Consider the following 24,677-nt stretch of genomic DNA (forward strand, 5'->3'; position numbering starts at 1 on the left):
GGCGCCCTCTGGCCGGTCCGGGCCAGGCCCCCTCGAGCCGACGCGCGACGGGGCCGGTAGATCAGGCCGGGTCGGTGTCGGCGATCGCACCGAGGATCGCGTCGGCGAGGTCGGCGCGGCACACGACGAGGTCCGGCAGGTAGGTTTCCGCGACGTTGTACTCGAGCGGGGAGCCGTCGATCCGCACGGCGACGAACCCACGGGCCAACGCCACGCCGGCCGGCGCCGCGGAGTCCCACTGGTACTGCCCGCCGGCGTGGATGTAGGCGTCCGCCTCGCCGCGGACGACGGCCGCCGTCTTGGCGCCGGCCGAGCCCAACGGCACCAGGTCCCCGTCCACCGCGCCGGCCACGGCACGGGCGAACGCGGGCGGGCGGGAGGCCGAGAGGACGATCCGCGGCCGTGAGCCCACGCGGGGCGGGAGGAGGCCTCCCCCGTCGACCCCGCCGTTGCCCACGGGTGCGGCGTAGATCTCGTCGTCGTCGACCCCACACACCACCCCGAGCGCCGGTAACCCGACCGCGGCTGCGGTGAGTCGTGATGTCGCAGGGTCGCCGTCGCGCTCCCACAGCGCCACGTGCACGGCCCAGTCGGGGCGGTCGCCGAGCCCGTACTCGCGGGTGCCGTCGACGGGGTCGATGATCCACACGCGGTCGGCGTCCACGCGGGAGAGATCGTCCTTGGACTCCTCGGACAGGACGGCGTCGTCCGGACGTGCGTCGGCGAGCCGCTCGAGCAGGAGGTCGTTGGCCCGGCGGTCGCCGATGTCGCCGAGCGTACGCCCGGTGGGCCCGGAGGACCGCAGTTCCACCAGCAGACGGCCGGCGTCCGTGGCGAGGTCGACGGCGAGCTGCTGGTCCGGGGTGCGCGTGGCGGAGATCATGGCCTCCAGCCTAGGAGGATCACCGCCAGCGCGACCGGAGTCCCCTGCGCCGACCGTGTCCGTACTCGCGCGCGACGCGGGCGGGCTGATCCGGACAACGATGCGCATCGGCCGCCACCCGCGCCGCTCCCCGTGACGGCAACGTGCCGCTCCGGGCCCCGCAGCGCTGGCAACCCCACACGGCCCCGTCCGCGGTCTCCTCGACAAAGCACGCGCGCTCTCCGACCTCGTTCATGGGCTCCTCGAGCATGGCGCCGGTCCCCTTTGCCGGCGCGGTCCACCTATATTGTCACAAATCTCTTATAGCGGAAAGTGGTGTCGCGCAATCGTGCGAGACGCCGGAGACGGCCGCGCCGGAGGGGTAGACAGATCGGTCTAGACAAGGCTGCACCTTTATGTCTACTGTCTTACTCGACTTAATGAACCCACTACCTCCAAGGGGTGCCCATGAAGACTCTCATCGTGCTCGGCGTGGTCGGCGCCATCGCCCAACTCATCGACGGCTCCCTTGGCATGGCCTACGGCGTCACCTCCACGACGCTGCTGGTCGCGGCCGGTATCGCACCGGCGGCCGCGTCGGCGTCCGTGCACTTCGCCGAGATCGGCACCACCCTCGCCTCGGGCTTCTCCCACCACAAACTCGGCAACGTGGACTGGCGGATCGTGCGCATCCTCGCCGTCCCGGGCGCGATCGGCGCGTTCGCCGGCGCCACCATCCTCAGCAACCTCCCGGCCGACGTGGCCAAGCCGGTCGTGGGCGTCATCCTTCTCGCGCTGGGCCTCTACGTCCTGTACCGCTTCCTCGCGCTCGGCGGCCGGCGCCCCGAGTTCAAGGGCCGCGTCCGCACGGCCTTCCTCGTCCCGCTCGGCCTCGTGGGCGGGACGCTCGACTCGCTCGGCGGCGGCGGATGGGGTCCCGTCGGCACGACCTCGTTGCTGTCGTCGGGCCGGGTCGAACCCCGCAAGGTCGTGGGCTCGATCGACACCTCGGAGTTCGTGGTGGCCGTGGGCGGCTCGCTCGGCTTCCTCCTCGGCCTGGGCGCCGCCGGGATCGACTGGGGTTACGCGCTGGCGTTGCTCATCGGCGGCGTGATCGTCGCGCCGTTCGCCGCGTGGCTGGTCAAGCACCTGCCCGCGCGCGTGCTCGGCACCGCGGCCGGCGGCCTCATCGTGGTGACCAATGTGCGCACCCTGCTGCTCTGGGCCGAGGTGCCGTCCGCGGCCACCAACCCGATCCTCCTCGCCCTGGTCGCCGTCTGGTTCGGACTGATCGCGTGGGCCGTTCTCGCCGAGAGGAGAAGCCGGGGCGACGACGACGAGCTCAGCACCTCCGGACGGCCCGCCCCGTCCGCGAGCGCGGGACCGGCCACGGTCCACAGTTGAAATGTGAGCGCGGGGAACGACTGTCCGCTGGCGTACAGTCTTGGCTACTTGTCCAACTGGACGTCCGCCCAGTTTCAAGGCGCTGGACCTGGCCACTCCCCCACTCGCGATGGCAGCGGCTCTGGGAGACTGTGTCCCATGAGGGTCACCGCCAAGTCCGACTACGCGTTGCGTGCGCTCGTCGAACTCGCGGCGGCCCGCAGCGACGACCCCGCCCGCGACCCGAGGGACAGCCCGGTCAGCGCGGAGGAACTGGGGCGGCTACAGGACATCCCGCACGGCTTCCTCCAGGCGATCCTCTCGGACCTGCGTCGCGCGGGCCTGGTCGCCAGCCGTCGCGGCAAGACCGGTGGGTGGTTCCTCGGCCGGGACGCCGGCGAGATCACGGTCGCCGACGTGATGCGGGCCGTCGACGGGCCACTGGTCAGCGTTTACGACGTCCGGCCCGAGGCGGTGGTCTACAACGAGCGCGCGGCGGTCCTGCAGCACGTGTGGATCGCGTCGCGGGCGGCGCTGCGCCGGGTGATGGACGCGGTGACGATCGCCGACCTGGCCGCCGGGCACCTGCCGGGAGAGGTTCACGAGCTGACCCTCGACACCGACGCCTGGGAACCCCGCTAGTCGCGCCAGCCCCTGCACGCCCACAACGCAGCCGCTCCTGGCCATGGCGTCTCGCCCACCCCGCGGTGCGCGCGAGACGCCATGGCCAGGAGCGGCTGCGTGAGCGGCCCGGCTCAGGCGTGAGTCGACGCCCCGGGCCGCTGCACCGCCGGCCGGTCGAGGTGCACCGAGAACCGGCGTACGAGCGCCTTCCAGACCAACGGGCCGCCCACGACCAGCACCAGCGTGATGATTCCGATCAACAACGGCGAGGCGCCGAGCATGGCCGAGGCCGTCACGGCGAGCACGATCGTGATGCCGCGGCGGATGAGCCCACCCGGCACGCGCCCGGCGAACCTGGAGCCGAAGAACGTGCCGATCGCCCCGCCGATGAGCAGCGGCACGAGCAGGTTCCAGTCGACGCCGGTCACCATGACGTGCCCGATCGCGGCCGCGATGACCAGCGGGACCGCCTGCACGAGGTCGGTACCCACCAGCCGCAGCGCGGCGAGCGTCGGGTAGAGCAGCATGATGCACATCATGATGACGGTGCCCGAGCCCACCGAGGTGATGCCCACCATCAGTCCGCCGATCACACCGACGAGCAGCGTGAGCACCGGCTTGACCGGCGGGTCGGGATCGTCACCGGTGCGGATGCGCCCGGACATCTCGAAGAACGCCCGCAGGAAGTACGCCGTCGACGCCACGATGAGGGTCGCGCCGATGGCCTTCTTGAGCATCCCCTGCACGTCCTCGGCACCGATCGCGTGCACGAGCCACGCGCCGAGGTACGCCGTCGGCACCGAGCCGATGATCAGCCAGAGGGCGATCTTGAGATTGGGTTTACCGTGCCTCCAGTGCACGCCCGCGCCCACGACCTTGTTGACCGCGTTGACAACCAGGTCGTTGGCGACGGCCGCCGTCGGTGGGATGCCCACGAGGATGAGCGCCGCACAGGGCCTCGGGCACCGGCTCAGATTCCCAGGATGGAGCTGAGGATCCGCTGCGCGACCTCTTCTGCGGTGCCGTCCTCGGGACGGATGTGCAGGTCCGGGGTCAGCGGCGGCTCGTACGGCGCGGAGACGCCGGTGAACTCGGCGATTTCGCCCGCGCGCGCCTTGGCGTAGAGGCCCTTGGGGTCGCGGGCCTCGCACTCGGCCAGCGGGGTGTCCACGAACACCTCGGTGAACGGCAGGCCGGCCTTGGCGTGGACCTGGCGCGCCGCGTCCCGGTCGGCGCGCATGGGCGAGATGAGGGAACAGATGACGACGACGCCGGCATCGGCGAACAGCGCCGCCACCTCGGCGGTGCGGCGGATGTTCTCCGCCCGGTCCTCGGCCGAGAACCCGAGGTCGACGTTGAGGCCGTGGCGCAGGTTGTCGCCGTCGAGGATGTACGCCGGATGACCGGACTCGATGAGCAGACGCTCGACCTCGGAGGCGATGGTCGACTTGCCCGAACCCGACAGGCCCGTCAGCCACAGGGTGCGGCCCTGCCCGCGGTCGCCGCGCTGGACGGCCCCGGCGTGCCAGACGACGTTGGAACCGGTGGTGGCGGGCCCGATGATCATGCCAGCACCCACCGTGTTCCCGGTGATCTCGTCCACGAGGATGAACGCGCCCGTGTCGCGGTTGCGACGGTAGGGGTCGTACATCAGCGGCGTCTGCGTGCGCAGGCCGATGCGCCCGATCTCGTTGAGCTGGAGCTCGGTGGAGTCGGGGTCGCGGTGCAGCGTGTTGACGTCGAGCCGGTACTCCATCCCCGTCACGATCGCCTTGGACTCGCGCGTCGTGTGCTTGACGATGTAGCGCTTGTTGGTCTCGAGGGTGGTGTCGTCGGCGAACCAGCAGACCATGGCCTCGAGCTCGGTGCCCTGGTGCGGCCGGTTACCGGGCCGGGCGATCATCTCGCCGCGGACGATGTCGATCTCGTCGTTCAGCGCGATCGTCACCGCTGCGGGGGCCGCGGCCTCGTCCAGCTCCGCCCCGCCCGGGCCCCAGATCGCCTTGACCGTGGACTGCCGCCCGGACGGCATGACCACCACGTCGTCGTCGACCTTGATGATCCCACCCGCGACGGTTCCGGCGAAGGACCGGTGATCCAAGCCGTCGGCGCGCTGGGGGCGGATCACGTACTGCACGGGGAACCGGACGTCGGTGAGGTTCCGGTCCGAGGCGATGTGCACGTTCTCGAGATGGTCGAGCAACGCCGGGCCCGTGTACCAGGGCATTGAATCGGTCGAGTCCACCGCTCTGTTGACTACGTTGTCGCCCTTGAGCGCCGAGAGCGGCACGAAGGTGACGTCGTGGACCTCGAGCTTGGCGGCGAAGTCGGTGAACTCGGTGCGGATGGCCTCGAAGGTGGCCTCGTCGTAGTCCACCAGGTCCATCTTGTTCACGGCCACGACCAGGCGCGGAATGCCCAGGAGTGCGGACAGGAACGCGTGGCGGCGGGTCTGCTCGAGCACACCCTTGCGGGCGTCGACGAGGATGATCGCCACGTCGGCCGTCGAGGCACCGGTGACCATGTTGCGCGTGTACTGCACGTGGCCCGGGGTGTCCGCGATGATGAACTTGCGCCGCGGGGTAGAGAAGTAGCGGTAGGCGACGTCGATCGTGATGCCCTGCTCGCGCTCGGACCGCAGCCCGTCGGTGAGCAGCGCGAGGTCGGTGTACTCGTCGCCGCGCTTGGCCGAGGTGGCCTCGATGGAGGCGAGCTGGTCCTCGAAGATGCCCTTGGAGTCGAACAGCAGCCGGCCGATGAGCGTCGACTTGCCGTCGTCGACGGAGCCGGCGGTGGCGATGCGCAGCAGCTGCGCGTGCTCGGCCATGGTCTGCAGCTGCTCGGCGGCGCTCTCGGCGGCGGCCGGCGCGGTGTCCGTGGTGGGGGTGCTCATCAGAAGTAGCCCTCCTTCTTGCGGTCTTCCATGCCGGCCTCGGAGATCCGGTCATCGGCGCGGGTGGCGCCGCGTTCGGTGACGCGGGTGCCCGCGACCTCGGCGACGACGGCGGCGTTGTCGGCGGCGTCGGACTCGACGCAGCCCGTGCAGGTGGCGTCGCCGACGGTGCGGAAACGCACGAGCTCAGTGCGCGCCTCCTCGTGCGGCAGCGTCTCCAGGAAGCGGGTCTTGGCGAGGAGCATGCCGTCGCGCTCGATGACCTCGCGCTCGTGGGCGTAGTAGATCGGCGGCAGGTCGATGTCCTCGCGCTCGATGTACTGCCAGATGTCCAGCTCGGTCCAGTTGGACAGCGGGAACACGCGGATGTGCTCGCCCTTGCGGTGCTTGCCGTTGTACAGCTTCCACAGCTCGGGCCGCTGGGCGCGCGGGTCCCAGGCGCCGAACGCGTCGCGGAAGGAGAAGACGCGCTCCTTGGCGCGGGCCTTCTCCTCGTCGCGGCGGGCGCCACCGAAGACGGCGTCGAATCGGTTCTCCTGGATCCCGCGCAGCAGGGCGGTGGTCTGGAGGCGGTTGCGGCTCGCGCCGACCCCCGTGTCCTCGACCACGCGGCCGGCGTCGATGTCGTCCTGGACGTGGGAGACGAGCAGCTGGACACCGGTCTCCTCGACCACGCGGTCGCGGTAGTCGATGACCTCGTCGAAGTTGTGGCCGGTGTCGACGTGCATGAGCGGGAACGGCATCGGCGCGGGCCAGAAGGCCTTGCGGGCGAGGTGGAACATCACCACCGAGTCCTTGCCGCCGGAGAACAGCATCCCCGGGCGTTCGAACTGTGCGGCTACCTCGCGGAAGATGTGGACGGACTCCGCCTCGAGCGCGTCGAGATGCGAGAGCGTCACCGCCGACCTCGTCGTCATGCGACCTCCAGTGTCGTGGGCTGGCCGGCGGACCGGACAGCACGGCAGACCGATCTGTCTACCTTCGGGCGTCCGGACCATCCTGCGCCCGCCCCGCCCGGTTTTCCATCTCGCCGAGGGCAATCACCCCCGCCCCGTCGAAACTCCGACATATGATGACGGATATGCGACACGAACCGACCCACCGGGTGCTCGCGGCGCTCCGCGCGCTCGCCACCGACGGCCCGCCCCTGCCGTTGACGGAGATCGCCAGGATGGCCGGGGCGAGTCGCTCGACCCTCCACGCGGTCCTGGCGGAGATGGACGCCCAGGGGTGGGCGGAGAAGACGCGGGCCGGGTGGCGGGCCGGGCCGGCACTGCGCGAGGTGGGCGCGGCGCTGGCCACGGAGGTCGACCTGGTCCGGGCCGCGCGCCAGCCGCTCGAGGCCCTGGCGGACGCCACCGGGATCGCGGCGGTGGTGTTCGAGGTCCGCGACGGGATGGCCGAGGTCGTCGACTCGGTCGGCGCCGGCATGCGCACCGCTTCCCGGGAGGCGCTGCCCGTCGGCCACGTGGTGCCGGTGCGCGCCCCGTTCGCCCGCGAGCTGGCGGCCCGACTACCCCTGGGCGAGCAACGTCAGTGGCTGGCCGACGCGGCGGGGCTGACCACCGCCGCGCGCGACCGGCTCGAGGTGGTGCTCCCACAGATCGCGCGACGTGGCTGGTCCATCGAGCGGCTCACCCCGGCCCGCCGTGAGCTGCTGCGGATGGCCGACTCGCTGGAGACCTCCGGTATCGGCGCTCTGGTCCGCGACCGCGTGTCCGAGCTGTTCGTCGAGCTCTCGGAGATCGACGTGACCGACGCCGAACTCGGCGGCGCCGCGGATCTGGCCGTAGCCTCGGTGGCGGCACCGGTGCTGCGGGCCGATGGGCGGGCGGTCGGGTCCGTGGCCGTCGCCCCGGGTCGCCGGATGACGGGCCGCTCGGTCGCCCGCGCTGCCGAGGCCGTGACAAAGTGCGCGGCCGACGTCTCCGCCCGCCTCGCCTCGCGCCCGCCCGCGGCGAGGACAGCCGCACTCCCCTCCCACCTCGTACACCCGGCCCACGCGGCGAGCCGCGCTTGACGGCCCCCCACCCGGGCGCGCGACTCCCCGCCTCTCGAGGCAGCGCGATCGCCGCCACGCCCGTATGGTGTGGATCACATTCCCGCCCTATCGGAGGTGACCATGCCCCGGACCGCCCACCCGTCCCACTCGCCCGATGCGAACCCGCTGGACCTGGCGTGGCGTCGGTCCGAGCTGAGCGGCCTGACCCCGCACAGCGCCCGCCCGGGGGCGCCCGACCCGCGGGCCGCCCGCTCCCACCGCCTGACCGAGGCCGCGCGCCCGGTGATGGACGGGCTCGACACCGTCCTGCAGGACACCGGCGCCAGCCTCGTGCTGGCAGATCGCGAGGGCCGTGTCATCAGGACGGCACGCGACAACGCGCGGATCTCCCGCATGCTGCTCCGGCGGGGCGTCGACGAAGGCGCCGAGCTCACGGAGGAGGCCCTGGGCAACAACGGCATCGGCACGGCGCTCGAGACGCGGGCCGGGGTGTTCATCCACGGTGAGCAGCACTTCGCCGAGGTCCTACGCGACTTCGTCTGCTACGGCCACCCGATCATCGATCCGCTCACCCGACGCCTGGTGGGCGCGGTCAACCTCACGGGCATGACCGCGGACGCATCCCGACTGTTCGCACCCTTCGTCCGGAAGGTCGTGGCCGACATCGAAGCCCGTTACGTCGACACCGCCCGCGCGGACGACCGGGAACTTTGGCGCCGCTTCGTCGAGCGCACCCGCTCCTTCGACACCGCGACGTGCGCGTTCGGGGACGAGGTGGTGCTGGCCTCGCACTCGAGCCTGGAGCGACTGGATTCCCGTGACCTCGTCACCCTCCGCCGTCTGGTCGAGCGCGACGATGTGGGTGAGGTCGTCGAGCTGTCGGTGGGCACCGTGGGGGTGGCCACCAGCCGCGTGGGGCGCCGCGGGCACCTGCTGGACCTCACGTTCCCCGAGTCGCCCGGTGCGCCCACGCCCGCGCCCGCGCCCACGCTCGCGCCCCGGATCGTCGTCGCCGCCCCCGCGACGGTGGTGCGGAGGCACGCCGTCCGGGGGCCGTCGGGATCGGGGAGGTCGACGACGGCGAGGGCGATCGCCGGCCCCGGGGCCCGCCATCTCCGGCTCGCCGAGGCGGACGACGCCGCGACGGCATGGCGGGAGATGGTCGCGCCCGCACTCCGTGAACTTTCCGGGCCGGTGATCCTGGACGACATCGACCTGTTGGACGACGCCGATCTGCGCCGGTTGGCCGCGCGCATGGAATCGGCTGGAGAGCACCTCGTCGTCGTCACCAGTCGCGACGACCCGCGCCCCGCGGTGACGGCGATACTCGACCTGTGCGACCGGCGGACAGAGGTCCGCCCCCTCCACGAGCGCGGCACCGAGGGCGAGGAGATCGTCCGCCGCATGGTCGCCGACCTGGCCGCGCGGCGCGGTAGTCGGCCACCCACGGTGACGTCGCGGTTCGTGGAGACGGCCTGCGTGCTCGACCTACCCAACGGCCTGGTGACCCTGCGCGCGGTCCTCGGCGACTGCCTGACCCGGCTCGAGCAGAAGTGCGCCGCGACCCTCGACGTGGACGCGCTGCCGTCGCGGTCCCGCTCGGCGCGCCCGCCACGGCCCGGAGAGCTGGCCCGCGGGGAGTACGACGCGATCGTCGCCGCCCTCACCGAGTGCGGCGGGGTGCGCTCGCGGGCCGCCCGGCGACTGGGGATCAGCCGGACCACGCTGTACGCCCGGATGCGGGAGTTCGGGCTGTCCTGACGCGCCCGGTGCACGCCGTCACCGTGTCCACTCGCGTGTCCAGAAACTGAACACTCCGGAGGGCCGACCCGCCCCCAGGATGAGTTGTGATCGGCCTCACAACCGAGGCGGTCGGATCTTCGGAGGAAATTATGACCGGCACACTCTCCCGCGACACCGGCTCGAGCACCGACTCCGGCGCGCACGTCGACGAGCGCCTGGGCGCCGAGGCCCGCGACTTCCTGGCCCGCCCGCATCGCCTGCTCATCGGCGGACAGTGGGTCGACGCCGCCGACGGCCGCACCTTCGCCACCCACGACCCTGCGACCGGTGCCGAGATCACCCGGGTCGCCCACGGCGGGCCCGAGGACGTGGACCGCGCGGTGGCCGCCGCCCGCCGCACCTTCGACGACGGCGCCTGGGCCACCATGAAGCCGCGCGAGCGCGAGCAGATCCTGTGGCGCATCGGCGACCTGCTCGACGCCAAGGCCGAACTGTTCGGTCAGATCGAGGCGCTCGACAACGGCAAGTCCGTCGCGATCGCCACCGCCGTCGACGTGGCCTGGGCCGCGGACGTGTTCCGCTACTACGCCGGCTGGGCCACCAAGATCGAGGGCTCCACCGTCCCGGTGTCCATGCCGTTCGCCGGCGACAAGCAGTTCCACGCCTACACCCAGCGCGTCCCCGTGGGCGTGTGTGGGCAGATCATCCCCTGGAACTTCCCGCTGCTCATGGCCGCCTGGAAGCTCGGCCCCGCCCTGGCCACCGGCAACACCCTCGTCCTCAAGCCGGCCGAGCAGACCCCGCTCACCGCGCTCCTGCTCGGCGAGGTCTGCCAGGAGGCCGGCGTGCCCGACGGCGTGGTCAACATCATCACCGGCTTCGGCGATGCCGGCGCCGCGATCTCCGGCCACGACGACGTGGACAAGGTGGCCTTCACCGGCTCCACCGAGGTCGGCAAGCTCATCGTGGACGCCGCCAAGGGCAACCTCAAGAAGGTCTCTCTCGAACTGGGTGGCAAGAGCGCCAACATCGTCTTCGCCGACTGCGACTGGGACGCCGCCGTGGCCGGGTCGGTCGCCGCGTGGATGTTCAACCACGGCCAGGCCTGCACCGCCGGCACCCGCCTCTACGTCGAGGACTCCATCTACGAGGAGTTCACCCAGGCCGTGGCCGACGCAGCTGCGCAGGCCACCATCGGCCACGGGCTGGACCCCGACACGGTGCTCGGGCCCGTGGTGGACCAGGACCAGTTCGACAAGGTCTCCTACTACCTGCGCGCCGGAATCGAGGACGGCGGCCGCGCCCTGACCGGCGGGGCCCGCCACGGCGACACCGGCTTCTTCATCCAGCCGACGGTGTTCGTAGACGTCAAGCCCGAGGACCGGGTCGTGAAGGAGGAGATCTTCGGCCCCGTCGTCTCCGCCCTGCGGTTCACCGACGTCGACGACGCCGTCCGACAGGCCAACGACTCGATGTACGGACTCGCCGCCGGCGTATGGACCAAGGACCTCTCCAAGGCCCACCAGGTGGCCAGCCGCCTGCAGGCCGGTTCCGTGTGGGTGAACCAGTACAACGGCTTCGACACCGCCATGCCGTTCGGCGGGTTCAAGCAGTCCGGTTGGGGCCGCGAACTCGGCGCCGGCGCGCTCGACCTCTACACCCAGACCCGGTCGGTCAACATCCAGCTGTGAGCTGAGCACCTCCCCTCGCCCGCGTCCCACACCATCCCCTCCTCACCCGTCCCGCTTTCCAATCAGAAAGGAACACGACTGTGAAGACCAGAGCAGCCGTCATGTTCGAGACCGGCCAGCCGTTCGAGATCGTGGAACTCGACCTCGACGATCCCGGCCCCGGCGAAGTACTCATTAAGTACACGGCCGCCGGCCTGTGCCACTCCGACCTGCACCTGTCGGACGGCGACTTCATGCCCCGCTTCCCGATCGTCGGCGGCCACGAAGGCGCCGGCATCATCGAGGCCGTGGGCACCGGCGTCACCAAGGTCAAGCCCGGCGACCACGTGGTGTGCTCGTTCATCCCCAGCTGCGGTACCTGCCGCTACTGCTCCACCGGTCGGCAGAACCTCTGCGACATGGGCGCCACCATCCTCGAGGGCCACATGCCCGACGGGACGTGCCGGTTCCACTCCGGCGGCCAGGACTTCGGCGCCTTCTGCATGCTGGGGACGTTCGCCGAGCGCTCGGTGATCTCGGAGCACTCGGTGGTCAAGGTGGACGACTGGCTACCGCTCGACAAGGCCGTCCTCGTGGGCTGTGGCGTGCCGTCGGGCTGGGGCACCGCCACCTACGCCGGCAACGTCCGCCAGGGCGACACCACGGTGATCTACGGCGTCGGCGGACTCGGGATCAACACCGTCCAGGGTGCCGCGAACTCGGGCGCCCGGCACGTCGTGGTGGTGGATCCCATCGAGTTCAAGCGCGACGAGGCCATGAAGTTCGGCGCCACGCACGCCTTCGCCACCGCCGCCGAAGCCCACGCGGAGGTCGAGAAGCTGACGTGGGGGCAGATGGCAGACCAGGCCCTGATCCTCGTGGGTTCGCTCGAGGAGCAGGTGGTCTCGGACGCGTTCGACATCATCGGCAAGGGCGGCACGGTGGTGATCACCGGTATGGGGAACATGGTCGACAAGACGGTGCAGGTAAACGGCACGATGATGGCCCTGTTCCAGAAGACCATCAAGGGCTCGCTGTTCGGCTCGGCCAACCCGCAGTACGACATCGTCAAGCTGCTGCGCCTGTACGACGAGGGCAAACTCAAGCTCGACGAGCTGGTCACCACCACGTACACCCTGGAGACCCTCAACCAGGGGTACGAGGACCTGCGCAACGGCAAGAACCTGCGAGGTGTGCTGATCCACGACGCCTGATCTCCCGCGGGCCCACATACCGGAGTCGGCCCACCCGCGGGACGGCGCGCCGCCATCTCGGTGATCGGCTCCTCTCCCGACGCGCGTCGCCCCACCCCCTGGGCGGCGCGCGTCGGTGCATCTGTCGCCACCCGCTCCCGCGGATGGCGTCTCGCCCGGGCAGATGGCGTCTCGCCCGGGCAGATGGCGTCTCGCCCGTGCCCTTGCCCGCCCAGTCCACAGCCGCCCGCGGCCATGGCGCCTCGCCTGCCCCGCGGTACGCGCCAGACGCCATCCGGGAGGGCGGTTGGGGGGGGGGACGTCTGGCGCGCCTGCGGCCGCGAAGCCGGCGGCCGACAACGCCGCGAGCCCCGCGGGCGACCGCGATCCGGGTCCCGCCGAGTCAGGGCGTGGGGGCGCCGCCGGTCACCGAGAGCGTGTTCCCGGTGGTGTAAGACGACTCCTCCGAAGCCAGGTACACGTACGCGCCCGCCATCTCGACGGGCTGACCGGGTCGGCCGAGCGGGTTCTTCTGCCCGTGGTACGGCAACTCCTCGGCCTTCTTTCCCCCGCTCACCTGCAACGCTGTCCAGAACGGGCCCGGCGCCACCGAGTTCACACGGATCCCGCGCGGCGCAAGTTGCTGTGCGAGCGACTTGGACATGGTGTTCACGGCCGCCCGCGAGGTGGCGTAGTCCACCAGGCCAGCTGACGGGGTGTACGCCTGCACCGACGAGGTGAAGATGACGCTCGCACCGGGCTGCAGGTGTGGCAGCGCCTCCTGCATCATCCAGAACGGGGCGTTCACATTGACGTTCATCGTCTCCGCCCACTGATCGGAGGACAGGTCCTCGAGTTTCTCGACGAAAGTCTGCCGTGCGGCGTTCAGCACCAGCACGTCGATCCCGCCGAGGCCGGCGACGGCGTCGCGGACGATGCCCCGCGCGGTGGGCTCGTCCCCGACATCGCCTGGCAGGAGCACACACGTCCGACCCGCCCCGCGGACGAGTTCGGCCACCTCGTGGGCGTCGGACTGCTCGGAGGGCAGGTAGCCGATCGCCACGTCGGCCCCCTCGCGCGCGAACGCGATGGCGACCGCCCGACCGATCCCGGAGTCCCCGCCGGTGATGAGGGCGCGCCGACCGGTCAGACGACCGTGCCCGACATACGACGCCTCACCGTGGTCGGCAGGGGGCACGAGCTCGGAGGCCAGCCCCGGGGCGGGTTGCGACTGCATCGGGATCTCCACCTGGAACTTGGTGGTGGGATCGACCGGAGCCGCGGAGCTCTGCTGGCCGGAGGGGGTAGCGGTGGGGTCGGTGCTCATCTGTGGCCTCCTGGATCGACTGTCCGGATCGAAGGTACCCGCCGCGGACGGCCGCCCGTCCGGATGCGAGCCCGCGCCGAATCCCCCACACTGCGGAAGAGAACTCAACTTCCCACGAGACCAAGGAGCAAGCATGCCCCGTTACCGCGTGATTGACCCCGAGCAGAACGTGATCGACGAGAAGGAGTTCGCTGACGACACCAAGGCGTACGACTGGTTCAAGACGGTCGAGGTTCCCGACGACGCGCTCGGGTACGCCATGGAGGTCGACATGGACGGCAAGTGGACCCGCTTCGAGATCAACGACGGCGGCACCAACACCTCGCCGTCCGCCTGACCTGCCGGCCTGGTGGGGTGGGGCACTCCACCCCGGTTGCCCGCCGGTGAGCGGGCTGGGTCGACACACCTCACAGCCAGCCACGCACCTGCGCCTCCCTCGCCGCCTCGCCGCGGGTGGAGGTGTGGGTCTTGGCGATGGCCGAGGACAGGTGATTGCGCACCGTCCTCTGCGTCAGATGTAGCTCGGCCGCGATGTCGGCGATCCGGGCCCCTGTCAGCGCCTCGCGCAGGACGTCTTTCTCGCGCGGGGTCAGAGGGTCCGGGCCGGCGGCCATCGACTCCCGTGCCAGCTTGGGCATCGACCACCGTCTCCCCCGCGTTGACCCTCCGAACGGCCTCGGTCAGTTCGCGCGCCGGGGTGTCCTTGACCAGGAACCCGCTCGACCTCGGCCACCACCTCGATGTCGGGCTCTCGCGCCAGCAGCGCCGCGAGCCCACCGCGCACGAACGCCCGGTCGTCGGCGAGGATGATCCGGATCGGCGCACCCGACAGCGGTCCCCCGCTCACCGCTCCCACCCCAGCTCCACGACGGTACCCCCGCCGACCTGCTCGCGCACCGCCAGCCGGGCACCCACCTCGTCGGCCCGCTGCGCCAGCCCGCGCAGTCCCTGGCCGGACCCGCCGGCGGCGCGTGACCGGTGGGAGTCGACCCCCTCGCCGTCGTCGCAGATCCGCAGGCCCGCGATGCCGAACTCCACGGTCGCGTGCCGCGCGCCCGAGTGGCGCGCGATGTTGGTCCCCGCCTCCCGCACCGTCCAGGCGACGAGCTCGGCGTGCGCGGGTGGGACGAGGGAGGGGGTTCCGACGACGACGTCGACGCCCGCCGACCGCAGCGACCGCGACAATTCGTCCACCTCCTTCGCCGGGTCGGCGGCGCGCAGGCCGGCGACGGTCTGCCGCATCTCCTGCAGCTCGGACCGGGTGAGGTCCTCGATGGTGTCCAGCTCGCCCCGCGTCGCCGCCGTATCGGTGTCCACCAGAGCCCGCGCGAGCTGGGTTCGGATCGTCAGGGCGGTGAGGGTGTGGCCCAGCAAGTCGTGGAGGCCGCGGACCATGCGGTCGCGCTCCTCGGCCACGCCCAGGGCGCGGCGCAGCGTCGCCTCACGGTCGGCGACGCCCACCGAGATGCGGGTGCCCGCCATCGACATGGCCACGCCCGGTCACTGATGACATCCGTCATGGCCTCGTTCTCAGCGCAGGCTTCTGGAATGCTTGGCCTATGCCCAGTCGCCGAAGCCGAATGATGTCCCCACGTCTCGCCGCTGCGCTCGCGGCCCTCGCCGTCGTCGTTCCCGGACTCGCGGTAGCCGCGCCGACCGTACCGTCCGTGCAGGCGGTTCCCGCCCCGGCCTCCTCTCTCGCGTGGGGCCCGTGCCCGGAGACGGTGACCACCCCCGGCGCGGTCTGCGCGGCCGTGACCGTCCCGCAGGACTACTCGCGGCCTGACGGCGACACGATCGACGTCACGGTCTCCAAGCTCCCGGCGCGCGACCCGGGCGCGCGGCGCGGCTCCCTCTTCGGCAACGCGGGCGGCCCCGGCGGCGACTCCCTCACCTACTTCGACGACGGCATGTTCACCTGGCCGGACGCGATGCGCGACGAGTGGGACCTCATCGGCGTCCAGCCGCGCGGCCTCGCGCACGCCGGCCCCCTCCACTGCGAGCCGATGGCCTCCGACCCGCTGACCATCGCCACCTCGCTCGGCGCCACCCACCGAGCCTCGTGCGAGGCCGCCAGCGGCGACGACTGGCGCCACCTGACCACCGAGAACACCGCCCGCGACTGGGAGCAGGTGCGGCAGGCGCTGGGCGAGGAACGGATCTCCATCCACGGCCTGTCGTACGGCACCCTGCTCGGGTCCGCCTACGCCACCCTGTTCCCGCAGCACACCGACAAGGTGGTGCTCGACTCCGCGGCGAACCCGGACTGGATGTGGAACGAGGTCCTCTACCAGCAGAACGAGCCGTACAAGCAGCGCGTCCACGCGATGTTCGAGTGGATCGCGGCGAACGACGCCGTCTACGGCCTCGGCGACACCCCGCTGAAGGTGTACCAGCGGTGGACCGAGCAGGTCCTGGCCGAGACCGGCACCACCGCCACGCTCGCCCCGCCGCCCGCGCAGATCGGCGACGTGCCGCCGGTGTGGCAGGCCCTCGCCGAGCCGTGGATGGCCGGGGCCACCCTGACGGGCCCCGCCCGTGTGCAGCTCGAGGGACTCGCCCGGCAGCTGGCCTCCCCCGGCGCCGTCCAGGCCGCCTCCCCGACGCTCGCCTCGACCCGCGGGCTCGCGGCGCAGTCGGCGGCGTGGCCCGCGCTGGCCGAGGCCCTCGCCGCCGGACAGCCGATCTCCGGGGGCGGCGGGGACCCGCAGTTGCCGGAGCTACCGGAAGAGGCGATGATCGCCCTGAACATGCAGTCGGCCGTGCTGTGCAACGAGAACCGGGTGGCCCCGCGGCCGCTCGACTACCCCGGGTTCCTGTGGACCCAGTTCGTCACCGGCGACATCTTCGACGCCACCGGGCTGATGTTCAGTTCGGGCGCCGCCTGTGCCGGCGCGCCCGCGATCACCACGCCCGTCGAGCTCAGCGGCGACGCGCTCGAGACGCGGCCGCTACTGCTCAACTCCGTCGGCGACCCGCAGACGCCGCTGCACGGCGCGCACGCCCTGGCGGACCGGATGGGCGCGCAGATGATCACCGTCGCCGGCGGCGACCACGGCCAGGTGGCCAAGGGCAACACCGTGGTCGACGACGCCGTGGTGGAGTACCTGCGCACCGGGCACACCGACGTGACCGAGGCCCCGGCGCCGCCGATCCCCGCGGCCGGCTGAGTCGGGGCGGACGGGGCCGGGCCAGCCGGTCAGCCGTTGACCAGGCCGCCATCCACGATGAGGTTCTGCCCCGTCACCGCCCGCGCCCACGGCGAGGCGAAGAACAGGACCGCATCCGCCAACTCGGCCGGGGTGGTGACGCGGCGCAGGGGCGTTCCGGAGGCGATGAGGTCAAAGACCTCGTCCGGGGTGGCCGCGCTGGCATCGGTCGTGCGCAGCAGCCCGCCGGAGACCATGTTGACCGTCACGCCGTCCGGCCCCAGGTCCGCGGCCAGGGTGCGGGTGAGCGAGAGCGCCGCGGCCTTGGCCGCCGTGTAGTCGTGATACGGCACCACCGGATGCTGGAAGAGGTTGGTGCCGATGGTGACGATCCGGCCGAACCCGGCCTCCCGCATCCCCGGCAGCACGGCCTGGGTGGTCGCCAGGATCGCCTTGACCGCACCCCGCAGTTGCTGGTCCACGTTCTCCCATGTCAGGGTCTCCGGCGACGGGCGGGCGTCACCGTTGAACTGAAAATCGGCGAGCGCGTTGTTCACGACGGTGGTGATCGGGGCGCCGAAGTGAGTAGCGGCGGTGGCGACGAGAGCGCGGACCTCGTCGTCGTCGGTCACGTCGGCACGAACGGCGACGGCGCGGTCGGCGCCGAGCTCTCCGACCAGGTCGGCGGCGTCGTCGGCGCTGCGGCGGTAGTTGACGACGACGCGGGCGCCCTCCCGCCCGAAGGAGCGGACGATCTCGCGGCCCAGGCCTCTTGCTCCCCCGGTCACCAGGACGATCTGCTGGTCGATGCTCGGTGTGTTCTGCACTGCCACTCGCTTTCCGGCGGTTCGCGCGGAGGATGGCGATGTGGTTCGCGATGACCCGCGTACTCCACTCCCGTAAAGGAGGGCGTATCGACATTCCTTCGCTGGAACTACCCAGATCAGGTTCGACGGGTGTGTTCTCAGCCGCCCGGCGGGCAGCACCCCGTGTCCCCGGCCAGCGTAGGCCGTCGCTCACCGTCCGGCCAGCACACTGACGGCCCCGGCGTGATGGCTACCGATCGAAGGCCCTGCCGATCCCCTCGACCGCGTCGCCGAGGCCGTCGAAGATCCCCTCGATCACGTCCTCCGTCCGGTCGTACCGGTCCGCGGAATCCTCGAGACGGTCCGCGGTCGAGTATCCGGTCCGCTCCAGCCGCTGGTCGAACGCGGAGAAGCGGGTCAGGGCGTCCCGGAACGGACCGGCGGCCTCGCCCGGGAACCCCGGCTCGGCGGACCGTGCGGAATCCACGGTCGTATCCAGCTTCCCCCGCGCTGTTTCAGCGGCGTTCCGGACGGATTCAGCGTTGGTTCGCAGTTCGTTCGTGTCCACGTTGAACGGGCCCACTACGTACTCCCATCGAGGTCAACTACCTGGTGAGACTTCGGAAATGGATGCTAGCGTGGCCGTGGCCGACGCGTGATGGACCTCGAGGAGAAACGTGGCGCTGAACTACGGCGAGATCCGGGACTGGGAGGCCGCCGACGCCGGCCGTCTCGCGGACGCGATGATCGACCGTGTGGCTGCCCTGGAGTCGTTCGAGGAGGAGGTCCGGGACGCCGGTCAATGGCAGTCGTGGGTCAACTCCCTCGGCGAGATGATGGCATCCCGACACTTCATGGATTTCCGCGACTCGGTGACCGACGCCGCGGCCGAGGCCCAGGCGGCCCGGAACACCGCCGAGCAGGTGGAGTCGGCGCTGACCTTCCTCGAAGCGGAGGTGACGAGCCTCGAGATGTATGCGTCCGGCAACCAGTTCCGGATCGGCGACACCGGGGTGGTGAGCGACCTCCGGTTCGGGGTGTCCCTGACCCCCGAGGAGAAGCTGATCCGGGAGGGGATCAAGCGCCAGATCGAGCAGACCGTCACCGAGGTGGTCCGCAGCGGCCGGGACATTGAGACCCTCGCGGCGGACGGTCTTCGCGCGATCGCCGCGGGAAAGATCGACGACGGGGGCGCCGACACGGTCTCCGACGCCGTGGAGTCGCAGAACGACGTTCCGCCGCCGCCCCCACAGGACGCCCCGGCCGAGCAGGTCCGCACCTGGTGGGAGTCGCTCACCGCGGACCAGCAGCAGTACATGATGGACCACGAGCCCGACGCGATCCGCAACCTCTGGGGACTGCCGTCGGAGGTCCGGGACGAGCTCAACCGCGAGGCCCTCGACCGGGACATCTCCGACGCGCGAAAGGACGTCGACGAGCTCCGCGAGGAGCTCGAGGAGTACCGGGACCGCCCCGGCGGGTCGGACGCCTACTATGCCGGGATGATCTCCATGCAGTCGCGGGTGGACGCGGCGGAGCGCCACCTCGAGACGCTGAAGCGGACCCGGACCGCGGCCACCGGTCCGGACCGCATGCTGCTCGAGTACGACCTGTCCGAGGACCTCCCCGAGGTGGCGATCTCCATCGGAAATCCCGATACCGCGGACAATGTCTCCCTGTCCGTCGAGGGCTACACCACCAACGTGCACGACAGCGTGATAGGCAAGGTCAACGACGCGCAGAACCTCAACCTCGCTGCAACCGAGCTCGCGCCCGGCGAGTCGCACGCCACCATCGCCTTCCTCGCCTACCAACATCCCCAGAAGGCCGACCTGCTGGGCGTGGGTACCAACACGCTCGCGCTGCAGGAGGCGTCCAAGGTCGAGAACGCGGCGCGGGGCATCGCCGTGGCCAACACCCAGACCGACGTGAACCTCTCCCTGTTCGGCCACTCGTACGGCTCCACCACCTCCGGCATCGCCGCGCAGGAGCTCGCCGTCGACGGCCGGTCCCCGGTGGACAACCTGGCCCTCTACGGCAGTCCAGGGTTCCCCGAGCTCCACCCGGACACCTCCGCCACACATCCGACGCAGACGGCCCCGACCGAGGACCTCATGCGCCCCCTCCCGGACAAGGACGCGCTCGGGATCGACGAGGGGCGGGCGTTCCACATGACCGAGGACGGCGACTTCGTCAACGAGATCTTCGGCGAGGTGGGCACCACCACGGTCGGCCTGGGCAACCCGCCGCGGCAGTGGGGGCTCGAGGAACTGTCTATGGAGACCACGGACGTGGTGGTGCGGACCCATCCCGAGACCGGCGAGCCGGTCGCTCACGACACCCGCTACGGCCGCGACGACTACAACCGGATCAACGGCGAGGACGTCGGCGCGCACAGCATCTACACGAAGAACGAGACCGTCTCCCTGCACAATCTCGCCGCCATCGCTGCGGACCGACTCGACCTTCTGGCGAGATGACCGGCATGCGAACAGCCACGACCCGTCCCTCCGCACTCCGCCACGCCGCCCTCCGCCGCGCCCTGGCCGCGGCGCTGGGCGCGGGAGTCCTGGCCGTCGCGGCCGGATGCACCGACAGCCAGACCGTCGCCGCCCCCACGACCACCGAGGAGCAGCCCGTGAACGACGCCATGACCATCGACGAGCCCCGGCGCGCGCTGGACGCGACGCTCGACGAGGTCCGCATGGTGGTCGAGCAGACCCTCGGCCCGGACGGGTGGCAGCAGAACCCGTCCAGCGGCGCGGTCACCGCGTGCGACGTGGACCTGTACGTCTACAACGCGCCCCAGCTGAGCGTCACCACGGTGATGGACGCCGACCAGTGGGGGCGGGCCTGGCCGCGCATCCGCGAGATCGTCGAGGGCCACGGCTACACCGACGGCTCCGAGGTCCCGATGTCCGGCACCGTCCACCACGTGCTGCGGATCGCCAACGAGCGCGGCGACACGGTCAGCATCGCCAACGTCGAGGGGGCGGGCTTCACCTACGGCGGCCAGACCGCCTGTTACCCCGCCGCGGGCGGGGACGTCACCGCTCCCGGGAACGACGACGACGACAACGGTCAGGCCGGATAGCGCTCGGCGAGCTTGGTCAGGGTCTTCTCGATCCCGGCCACGTTCAGTCCGGCCAGACCGCTGGTCTCCTGGAAGCGGCCGACCTTGGACGTGGTGCCGTCGTAGGACTCGGTGACCTCGGTGACGCCGTCGCCGACCGGGACGAACTCCCACCGCCACCGGTGTCCGGCCGGGTGCTCCCACTCGATGACCTTCTGGTCTTCAGAGTCCACGTGGGCGGTGACGTGCAGGTCAGCCGGTACGGGAACCCGAACAACTTCATGCTGGTGGTTACACGCTCCCCGTGACGTACGCAACACCCGCGTCGGATCAGGCGATGCCGACGCCGTGCGCCGCGACGCCCGCCCCCTCCCCGCGCGCTGGGTACGGTGGGGCCCACCATGACCCCTCCCCTCACCCGCTCCGCCGGTTCCTCGTCCGATCCAGACCCCGCCGCCGGCCCTGACGGCCCGGCCGGCGCCGCCACTCCACGGCCTCCGCTGCAGGTCGCCGTAGTCGGCGCCGGCGCGATCGGCGGCGCCGTCATCGAGGCGCTCGAGCAGGGCCGGGTCCCGGGTGCGAGACTCGGCACCGTGCTCCGCTCGAACAGCACGGAGAGCGAGATCGAGGCCGCCATCGACGCGGCTGACGTGGTGGTAGAGGCCGGCAGCGTCGACGCGGCGGCGGAGTACATCCCGAGGGTCACCGCCACCGGCACGGACATCGTGGTGTGCTCGTGCGGCGTGTTCGCCCGCCACGACTACCCCCGAGACCTCCTCGCCGGTGGACCGGACGCCGGTCGTGTGCTCGTACCCGCGGGGGCCATCGGCGGACTCGACGTCCTCGCGGCGGCCGCCCGCGCCGGCACCTCCGACGCCAGCGTCCGCCACTACACCATCAAGCGACCCGCCGCCCTGGACGTCGACGAGCAGCTCACCGAGCCTCGCGAGGTGTTCCGCGGCTCGGCCCGCCGGGCGGCGCTCGAGTTCCCGCGCACCTCCAACGCGTCTGTCGCGCTCGCGCTGGCCACCCTCGGCTTGGACCGGACCGAGGTGATCGTGGTCGCCGACCCGGACGTCGGACGCACCCGCCACGTCGTCGAGTGGGAGTCGCCGGTGGGCCGCTACGAGCTGCGGTTCGAGAACTCCGTCGACCCCGACTCCGGCGGCCGCACGTCCGCGCTCACCGCCTGGTCGGTGGCGGACGTCCTGGGTGCCCTCGCGGCGGGCGCCGGGCCGGGGGTGGTGGTGCTCACGGGTGGTCGACCGGTGGAAGGCGCTACGCCGAGCCCCTAACGTGTGGGTTCCAGTCGATCGAGAGGTGCCTCATGGCCAACGCCCGACCGTCAGACCCCGACCCCGCGCAGAGCCCCGACGTGGACAGCCACGGCGCGGCCCCAGCCGGCATCACGCCGGACTCCGACTCCACCTCGTTGCATTCGGACAGCGCCACCAGCAAGCAGGGCCCGACGGAACAGCAGAGCCCGACACCCCAGCCGGGCAACAAGAGTGCCTACGTGTGGATCGCGGTCATCGCCGTCGTCGTCCTCCTCGTCGTCATCGGCCTCGTCGGCTACGCGTTCGAAGTGTTCTGACGCCATGCCCGCCGCGTTCGACACCGTGATCGTCGGGGCGGGCAACGCCGGGGTCTCCCTGGCCGCCCGCCTCAGGCGCGACGGCATACGCAGCGTCGCGCTCATCGACCCGAGCCCCGTGCACCGGTACCGGCCGATGCTCAACTACGCGGCGGCCGGGCGGGCCCGCATGTCCCGGTACGAACGACCGATGGCGACCGTCATCCCCGACGGCGTGGATCTCCTCCCCCGGGCGGTGACCCGTGTCGACCCGGCCGAACGCACGGTCACCCTCGACACGGGAGCCACCGTCGGCTACCGCGACCTCGTGCTGTGCCCCGGCCTGACACCGCACTGGGACGCGATCCCGGGACTGCGGGAGGGCTACGTCGACGGGTGGGCGGTGTCCGCGCACGTACCCGAGTACGCCGGCCGGGCGTGCGCCGCCCTGGTCCGCGTCCGTGAGGGCACGGTGGTGTTCTCGGTTCCGCCCGAACCCGCCTCCTGCGGCGGGACCGTGCTCAAGGCGATGTTCCTGGCGTGTGACCGCTGGCGGCGCGAGGGCGTCCTCGACCGTATCGACGTGCACCTCGTGACCCCGTTCCGCGGGCTCCTCGGGCTCGAGCGCGCCGACCGGAGGCTGCGCCCGTTCATCGAGCAGTACGGCATCACCGTTCACGAGCAGTCACGCGTCGACTCCGTGGACCACCACGCCCGCACGGTGTCGGTGGACGGCCCGACGCCCGCGGCCATCGAGGACGTCCACCTGGCCTACGTCACCCCGCACACCCGTGCGCCCCGGTTCGTCGCCAACTCGGGGCTCGCCACCGACGACGTCGCCGCCCTGGTCGACGTCGACCCGGGCACCCTGCGCCACTCGCGCGTCGACACGGTGTGGGGCCTGGGTGACGCCGCGACGGTCGGCACACGCCCGTCAGGTGGCGCGCTGCGCGCGCAGGTCGGGGTGGTGGCCGACAATCTCCGCGCCGCCCGCGACCGCGGGACGTTACGGGAGTACGACGGCTACACGGTCATCCCCGTCGCCGTGAGCGGGAACCGGCTGGTGCTCGACGAGCACGATCGGGACGGTCGGCCGGCCCCCTCGGTGCGCGGGATCGACGTCACCGTGCCACGGCGGATCACGTACGCGTTCGACCGGTTCGTCCAGCCCGTCGTGTACTTCCGCAAACTCCTACGCGGTCGCGTCTGAACCGGCGGGCGTCGGGCGTCCCGCCGCGCGCCCGCGCGTGGTCACCGGTGTGAGCCTCGAGGGACGACCGTGACGACGAGGACGACGGCGAGCTACCGGTGCGCGAGGTGAGCGTCCGCTCGTTCCGGGTGGACGAGTGTGCGGTGACGAATGCGCAGTTCACCACCTTCTGCAGGGACATGGGGCATGTCACCGAGGCCGGGCGGGTGGGTGTGTCCCCGGTGTTCCAATGTTCCACCTCGCCATCGAGGCCGGCTCCGGTGACGTCCTTCGCCGGCTCGACACCACGCCGTGGTTGGCGGCGCGGTCGGCCGACACGGCCGGGTCAGCGACCGGCAATCCCGGCTTCCGCTGCGTTCGCGACGTGTGAGCCGGGGGCGGACGCAGCCTGCCCGGCCGAGCCCTGCCCGGACGCACCCTGCCCGGACGCACCCTGCCCGGACGCACCCTGCCCGGACGCACCCTGCCCGGCCCGCAGCGCCGCCTCGATCATGTCGTAGAGGTGGGCCACGACCTTCTCGAAGTCGGTGTTGACCACGGTGCTGCTGGCGTCGCGACGGTCCTCGTAGACCGCCAGCGCGCCGGTGAACATCTGCGTGGCCAGATCGATCCGCTCGAACGCCACCCGCCGCGGCAGGTGTGAGCACACGTCGATGAGCCGCACCACCACGTCGTCGGTCGCCGTGCGCAGCCGCACCTCCGGCGCCTCGGGGCCCATCACCGGACCCATCCGCTGCAGGAAGCGCGCGTAGTGGGTGGCGTCCGGCGACGCCCGCAACAGCTCGACGATCGGCTCGAACAGGACCCGCATCAGCGAGGCGAGGTCCGTACCCAGGCCGTGCTCGTCGATCTCGGCGAGCCGCTGCTGCCGCACCGAGTCCAGGGCGGTCAGCCTGCGCCGCAGCACCTGCCGGATGAGCCCGTCCCGGCCCCCGAAGTGGTACTGCACCGCCGAGTTGTTCCGTTGCCCGGCGGCCGTCGCGACGTCGCGCATCGACACGCGGTCTAGGCCGCGTTCCCCGATCAGCTTCTCGGCGATCTCGATCATCGCCGTCTTGGCGTCCCTGGTCTGGGAGGCGCCGTTCGCCCCGGCGTCGTCCGGGACTTCGTTCGTCCGCTCCATCGGACCCACTCCTCCACGCCTTCATCCTCGACCGACTGCGTCACGG

23 protein-coding genes, 2 pseudogenes and 1 riboswitch are annotated in these 24,677 nt (G+C 71.4%); of the genes and pseudogenes, 14 read left to right on the forward strand and 11 right to left on the reverse strand.

The window, feature by feature from the left end; all coding sequences use genetic code 11:
* Nucleotides 1–61 precede the first annotated feature (61 nt).
* Nucleotides 62–883, reverse strand: a complete 822-nt coding sequence (locus tag C3V38_RS02275; RefSeq protein WP_061915504.1) for a 3'(2'),5'-bisphosphate nucleotidase CysQ — start codon at nt 881–883, stop codon at nt 62–64.
* 447 nt (nt 884–1,330) lie between these two features.
* Here C3V38_RS02275 and C3V38_RS02280 point away from each other — a divergent pair, with 447 nt between their 5' ends.
* A complete protein-coding gene (locus tag C3V38_RS02280; RefSeq protein ID WP_061915501.1) occupies nt 1,331–2,266 on the forward strand; it encodes a sulfite exporter TauE/SafE family protein in 936 nt (311 codons plus the stop codon).
* 138 nt (nt 2,267–2,404) lie between these two features.
* On the forward strand, nt 2,405–2,887 hold the full coding sequence (locus tag C3V38_RS02285) for an Rrf2 family transcriptional regulator (RefSeq protein WP_061229346.1): 483 nt from the start codon (nt 2,405–2,407) through the stop codon (nt 2,885–2,887).
* A 113-nt stretch (nt 2,888–3,000) separates the two neighbouring features.
* Here C3V38_RS02285 and C3V38_RS02290 read toward each other — a convergent pair whose 3' ends face one another.
* From C3V38_RS02290 to cysD, 3 genes are read right to left on the reverse strand one after another with little or no spacing between them, the layout of a single operon-like run.
* Nucleotides 3,001–3,804, reverse strand: a complete 804-nt coding sequence (locus C3V38_RS02290) for a sulfite exporter TauE/SafE family protein (protein ID WP_254426053.1) — start codon at nt 3,802–3,804, stop codon at nt 3,001–3,003.
* 35 nt (nt 3,805–3,839) lie between these two features.
* Nucleotides 3,840–5,762, reverse strand: a complete 1,923-nt coding sequence (gene cysC / locus C3V38_RS02295; RefSeq protein WP_106384982.1) for an adenylyl-sulfate kinase — start codon at nt 5,760–5,762, stop codon at nt 3,840–3,842.
* Complete coding sequence (gene cysD, locus C3V38_RS02300; protein WP_061229344.1) at nt 5,762–6,679, reverse strand: sulfate adenylyltransferase subunit CysD; 918 nt, start codon at nt 6,677–6,679, stop codon at nt 5,762–5,764. The genes cysC and cysD overlap by 1 nt, the downstream gene beginning before the upstream one ends.
* A 164-nt stretch (nt 6,680–6,843) precedes the next feature.
* Here cysD and C3V38_RS02305 point away from each other — a divergent pair, with 164 nt between their 5' ends.
* The 4 genes from C3V38_RS02305 to C3V38_RS02320 all read left to right on the forward strand — a co-directional run bounded on the left by C3V38_RS02305 (nt 6,844) and on the right by C3V38_RS02320 (nt 12,391).
* Nucleotides 6,844–7,782, forward strand: coding sequence for a helix-turn-helix domain-containing protein (locus C3V38_RS02305; protein ID WP_061915498.1), 939 nt, complete (start codon nt 6,844–6,846; stop codon nt 7,780–7,782).
* 102 nt (nt 7,783–7,884) lie between these two features.
* Nucleotides 7,885–9,525 carry a helix-turn-helix domain-containing protein gene (locus tag C3V38_RS02310; protein ID WP_061915495.1) on the forward strand — a complete coding sequence of 547 codons (1,641 nt, stop codon included), beginning with the start codon at nt 7,885–7,887 and terminating at the stop codon, nt 9,523–9,525.
* 131 nt (nt 9,526–9,656) lie between these two features.
* The gene (locus C3V38_RS02315; RefSeq protein WP_232303078.1) at nt 9,657–11,198 is read left to right on the forward strand and encodes an aldehyde dehydrogenase family protein; all 1,542 of its coding nucleotides are present in this window, start codon (nt 9,657–9,659) and stop codon (nt 11,196–11,198) included.
* A gap of 80 nt (nt 11,199–11,278) precedes the next feature.
* Nucleotides 11,279–12,391 (forward strand): NDMA-dependent alcohol dehydrogenase, encoded by a 1,113-nt coding sequence (locus tag C3V38_RS02320; RefSeq protein ID WP_061915492.1) that lies wholly within the window; start codon nt 11,279–11,281, stop codon nt 12,389–12,391.
* Nucleotides 12,392–12,773: 382 nt separating this feature from the next.
* Here C3V38_RS02320 and C3V38_RS02325 read toward each other — a convergent pair whose 3' ends face one another.
* Nucleotides 12,774–13,697, reverse strand: coding sequence for an SDR family oxidoreductase (locus tag C3V38_RS02325; protein WP_061915489.1), 924 nt, complete (start codon nt 13,695–13,697; stop codon nt 12,774–12,776).
* Nucleotides 13,698–13,830: 133 nt separating this feature from the next.
* On the opposite strand from C3V38_RS02325, the gene C3V38_RS02330 reads away from it, so the two are divergent.
* Entirely contained in the window at nt 13,831–14,034 is a 204-nt protein-coding gene (locus C3V38_RS02330) for a hypothetical protein (protein WP_061915486.1), read from the forward strand.
* Between the two features lie 70 nt (nt 14,035–14,104).
* On the opposite strand, the pseudogene C3V38_RS02335 reads toward C3V38_RS02330, so the two are convergent.
* Both C3V38_RS02335 and C3V38_RS02340 read right to left on the reverse strand, forming a co-directional pair.
* A pseudogene (locus tag C3V38_RS02335) lies at nt 14,105–14,529 on the reverse strand (response regulator transcription factor).
* An 11-nt stretch (nt 14,530–14,540) separates the two neighbouring features.
* Nucleotides 14,541–15,185, reverse strand: coding sequence for a sensor histidine kinase (locus C3V38_RS02340; RefSeq protein ID WP_232303083.1), 645 nt, complete (start codon nt 15,183–15,185; stop codon nt 14,541–14,543).
* A 92-nt stretch (nt 15,186–15,277) separates the two neighbouring features.
* Between C3V38_RS02340 and C3V38_RS02345 the strand changes: the two genes are divergently transcribed.
* Nucleotides 15,278–16,867, forward strand: a complete 1,590-nt coding sequence (locus C3V38_RS02345; protein ID WP_063935607.1) for an alpha/beta hydrolase — start codon at nt 15,278–15,280, stop codon at nt 16,865–16,867.
* Between the two features lie 29 nt (nt 16,868–16,896).
* Here the strand turns inward: C3V38_RS02345 and C3V38_RS02350 are convergent, their stop codons facing one another.
* Nucleotides 16,897–17,673, reverse strand: coding sequence for a 3-oxoacyl-ACP reductase (locus tag C3V38_RS02350; protein ID WP_371412133.1), 777 nt, complete (start codon nt 17,671–17,673; stop codon nt 16,897–16,899).
* Between the two features lie 76 nt (nt 17,674–17,749).
* Nucleotides 17,750–17,846, reverse strand: a riboswitch (TPP riboswitch).
* 56 nt (nt 17,847–17,902) lie between these two features.
* A complete protein-coding gene (locus C3V38_RS02355) occupies nt 17,903–18,235 on the reverse strand; it encodes a WXG100 family type VII secretion target (RefSeq protein ID WP_106384984.1) in 333 nt (110 codons plus the stop codon).
* Nucleotides 18,236–18,329: 94 nt separating this feature from the next.
* On the opposite strand from C3V38_RS02355, the gene C3V38_RS02360 reads away from it, so the two are divergent.
* Both C3V38_RS02360 and C3V38_RS02365 read left to right on the forward strand, forming a co-directional pair.
* Nucleotides 18,330–20,132, forward strand: a complete 1,803-nt coding sequence (locus C3V38_RS02360) for an alpha/beta hydrolase (RefSeq protein ID WP_106384985.1) — start codon at nt 18,330–18,332, stop codon at nt 20,130–20,132.
* 5 nt (nt 20,133–20,137) lie between these two features.
* A complete protein-coding gene (locus C3V38_RS02365; protein WP_129591152.1) occupies nt 20,138–20,746 on the forward strand; it encodes a hypothetical protein in 609 nt (202 codons plus the stop codon).
* Here the strand turns inward: C3V38_RS02365 and C3V38_RS02370 are convergent.
* Nucleotides 20,734–20,958, reverse strand: coding sequence for a hypothetical protein (locus C3V38_RS02370; protein ID WP_106384987.1), 225 nt, complete (start codon nt 20,956–20,958; stop codon nt 20,734–20,736). The genes C3V38_RS02365 and C3V38_RS02370 overlap by 13 nt on opposite strands.
* Nucleotides 20,959–21,126: 168 nt before the next feature.
* On the opposite strand from C3V38_RS02370, the gene C3V38_RS02375 reads away from it, so the two are divergent.
* The 4 genes and pseudogenes from C3V38_RS02375 to C3V38_RS17855 form a co-directional block, all read left to right on the forward strand.
* The gene (locus tag C3V38_RS02375) at nt 21,127–22,020 is read left to right on the forward strand and encodes an aspartate dehydrogenase domain-containing protein (RefSeq protein WP_254426054.1); all 894 of its coding nucleotides are present in this window, start codon (nt 21,127–21,129) and stop codon (nt 22,018–22,020) included.
* Between the two features lie 32 nt (nt 22,021–22,052).
* Nucleotides 22,053–22,319: a DUF6480 family protein gene (locus C3V38_RS02380; RefSeq protein ID WP_106384988.1), complete on the forward strand. Its 267-nt coding sequence runs from the start codon at nt 22,053–22,055 to the stop codon at nt 22,317–22,319.
* 4 nt (nt 22,320–22,323) lie between these two features.
* Complete coding sequence (locus C3V38_RS02385) at nt 22,324–23,508, forward strand: NAD(P)/FAD-dependent oxidoreductase (RefSeq protein ID WP_106384989.1); 1,185 nt, start codon at nt 22,324–22,326, stop codon at nt 23,506–23,508.
* Nucleotides 23,509–23,636: 128 nt separating this feature from the next.
* Nucleotides 23,637–23,735: pseudogene (locus C3V38_RS17855) on the forward strand (formylglycine-generating enzyme family protein); the annotation flags it as partial.
* Nucleotides 23,736–23,833: 98 nt separating this feature from the next.
* Here the strand turns inward: C3V38_RS17855 and C3V38_RS02395 are convergent.
* A complete protein-coding gene (locus C3V38_RS02395; protein WP_106384990.1) occupies nt 23,834–24,631 on the reverse strand; it encodes a TetR/AcrR family transcriptional regulator in 798 nt (265 codons plus the stop codon).
* Nucleotides 24,632–24,677 lie beyond the last annotated feature (46 nt).

This window comes from Dietzia sp. oral taxon 368 (assembly GCF_002999155.1).
In the GTDB taxonomy this organism is placed as follows: domain Bacteria; phylum Actinomycetota; class Actinomycetes; order Mycobacteriales; family Mycobacteriaceae; genus Dietzia; species Dietzia cinnamea.